The sequence below is a fragment of the Promineifilum sp. (SeqCode) genome, assembly GCF_041918635.1.
GTDB lineage: Bacteria > Chloroflexota > Anaerolineae > Promineifilales > Promineifilaceae > Promineifilum.
Map to the genome: position 1 here is coordinate 1 of NZ_JAYRVJ010000473.1, position 2647 is coordinate 2647.

3 protein-coding genes are annotated in these 2647 nt (G+C 64.9%); all 3 read left to right on the plus strand.

All coding sequences use genetic code 11. From position 1 onward, the window contains the following. Nucleotides 1-991 (plus strand): branched-chain amino acid ABC transporter permease (locus tag ACE3UY_RS14355; RefSeq protein WP_374688193.1); only part of this gene is annotated, 991 nt, incomplete at its 5' end. Between the two features lie 42 nt (nucleotides 992-1033). Next, nucleotides 1034-1843, plus strand: coding sequence for an ABC transporter ATP-binding protein (locus ACE3UY_RS14360; RefSeq protein ID WP_374688194.1), 810 nt, complete (start codon nucleotides 1034-1036; stop codon nucleotides 1841-1843). Nucleotides 1844-1848: 5 nt separating this feature from the next. Beyond that, nucleotides 1849-2556: an ABC transporter ATP-binding protein gene (locus ACE3UY_RS14365; protein WP_374688195.1), complete on the plus strand. Its 708-nt coding sequence runs from the start codon at nucleotides 1849-1851 to the stop codon at nucleotides 2554-2556. The last annotated feature ends 91 nt before the right edge of the window (nucleotides 2557-2647 follow it).

Genomic DNA, 2647 nt, shown 5'->3' on the forward strand with positions numbered 1-2647 from the left:
CGTCTCGCTGGTGCTGTTGCTGGTGCTGCCGCGCATCCTGGGCATCTTCCTGACCAACGTCGTGGCCCAGGTGGGTACGTTCGTGCTCATGGCTCTGGGCCTCAACATCGTCGTCGGCTTCGCCGGGTTACTCGACCTGGGTTACGTGGCTTTCTTCGCCGTCGGCGCGTATGTGACCGCCCTCTTGACGTCCACCGGCGATCTGGGCCTGGGAATGAGCTTCTGGATCGCCATGCCCATTGGCGTGATCTCCGCTGTGCTCGCTGGGGTTATCTTGGGCATCCCGGTGCTGCGCTTGCGAGGTGATTACCTGGCCATCGTCACCCTGGGTTTTGGCGAGATCATCCGTGTACTAGTGGTCTCCGACTTACTCAAGCCGATCATCGGCGGCGCGCAGGGCATCCTGAACGTCGGCCGGCCATCTATTGGCAGCTTCACCTTCGCCACCCCGCAACATTACTATTACCTGATCCTGGCTGGCTGTATGCTGGCGTTGTTCATCTCCTGGCGGCTGCGCGATGGCCGGCCCGGCCGGCAATGGATGGCCGTGCGTGAGGATGAGGACGTGGCCGAGGCGGTCGGCATCAATCTCGTCACCACCAAGCTGCTGGCCTTTGCCATCGGCGCGGGCTTCGCCGGGCTGTCGGGGGCCATCTTTGGCTCGCGCGTCGGCTCGGTCTTTCCCAATAGCTTCGAACTGCTCATCTCCATCAACGTGCTGGCGATCATCATCGTTGGCGGCGTGGGCAGTTTGCCGGGCGTCATCCTGGGCGCGTTCGTCCTCGTCGGCCTGCCGGAACTGTTGCGCGAATTTGTGGAGTTTCGCTTGCTGATCTACGGTATCCTGCTCATCGTCATGATGCTCGTGCGGCCGGAAGGGCTGTGGCCGTCGGCCGTGCGCCGGCGCGAGTTGCACGCGGCGGAGACGGACGAGCCGTCGGTGGCCCAGGCCGAAGCGCCACTGCATGAGGAAGTCCAGCCATTGACCTAGATGTAGCGCGACCATTCCTGGCCGCGGAGGAACTAAAACGCCATGCCTAACATCCTGGAAGCCACCAACGTCACCAAGCGTTTCGGGGGTCTGGTGGCCGTCAACAGCCTGGACTTCTCAATCCCCGAAGGGGGCATCGTCAGCATCATCGGCCCCAACGGCGCGGGCAAGACGACCTTCTTCAATTGCATCACCGGCTTCTACGAGATCGATGAAGGCGACATTATCTTCAACGGCACGTCGCTGAAAGGCCGCTCGCCCGACAAGATCACCCGGCTGGGCATCGCCCGCACCTACCAGAACATCCGCCTCTTCGCCTACATGTCGGCCCTGGAGAACATCCTGGCCGGCATGGAGCCGCGCCTGAACTCGCGCTGGTTCGGCCACATCGCCGGCACGCGCGGAACCCGGGCAGAAGAAGAAAAGGCGGTGCAGGAGGCGCGTGAGCTGCTGCGCTTCGTCGGCCTGCGCGGCAAGGGGGACAGCCTGGCGCGCAACCTGCCCTACGGCGACCAGCGCCGGCTGGAGATCGCCCGCGCCCTGGCCAGCAACCCCAAGCTGCTGCTGCTCGACGAGCCGACGGCCGGTATGAACCCCCGCGAGACGGCCCAGACGACCGAGTTCATCCGCAACCTGCGCGACCAGATCGGCATCAGCATCCTGCTCATCGAGCACGACATGCGCGTCGTCATGGGTATCTCCGAGGACATCACCGTGCTCGACTACGGCGAGAAGATCGCCCAGGGGTCGCCGGCCGAGATTCAGGGCAACCCGCGGGTCATTGAGGCCTATCTGGGGCGCGGCGCGGCCGGCGCGGCGCACCTGTCGGTGGAGGAGGCGGAGCCGGCATGACGACCATGCTCGAACTCAACGACGTTCATGCCTACTACGGCAAGATTCACGCCCTGAAGGGCATTACGCTGACCGTCGATCAGGGGGAGATCGTCACCCTCATCGGTGGCAATGGCGCGGGCAAGACGACGACGCTGCGCACCATCTGCGCCCTCATGCGGCCGGCGACGGGCAGTGTCACGCTTAATGGCGAGAACCTGACCGCCTACAAACCCAGCCAACTGGCGGCCAAGGGCGTGGCCATGGTTCCCGAAGGGCGCGGCGTCTTTAGCCGCATGACCGTGCTGGAGAACCTGGAGATGGGCGCCTTCCATCGCAAGGACAAGAACGGCATTGCCGAGGATATCGAGCGCGTCTACGTCCTGTTCCCGCGCCTGAAAGAGCGGCGCGGTCAGGTGTCGGGCACGCTCTCCGGCGGCGAGCAGCAGATGCTGGCGATGGGCCGGGCCATGATGTCGCGCCCCAAGCTGCTGCTGCTGGACGAGCCGTCGATGGGGCTGGCCCCGGTGCTGGTCGAGGCGATCTTCAGCATTGTCGAGGAGATCAACAAACAGGGCACGACCGTCCTGCTGGTGGAGCAGAACGCGCTGATGGCCCTGCAGATCGCCAGTCGCGGCTACGTCTTGCAGACGGGCGAGATCGTCCTGAGCGACAGCGCCCGCGACCTGCAACGGAACGCGATGGTGCAGAAGGTCTACCTGGGCATCGAATAACGTTTGTAGTCAGGGGGGGCGGCCCCCGGGGGTGGGCCGGGGGGGGGCAAGGCCGGGGGGGGCCCGCCGGCAAAACAAGAGGAGGGGAAGA

Excerpts from the sequence above, each read along its gene's own strand:
- ACE3UY_RS14365 (WP_374688195.1), top strand. The coding sequence starts at position 1,849 with ATGCTCGAACTCAACGACGTTCATGCCTACTACGGCAAGATTCACGCC.
- ACE3UY_RS14360 (WP_374688194.1), top strand. The coding sequence starts at position 1,034 with ATGCCTAACATCCTGGAAGCCACCAACGTCACCAAGCGTTTCGGGGGT.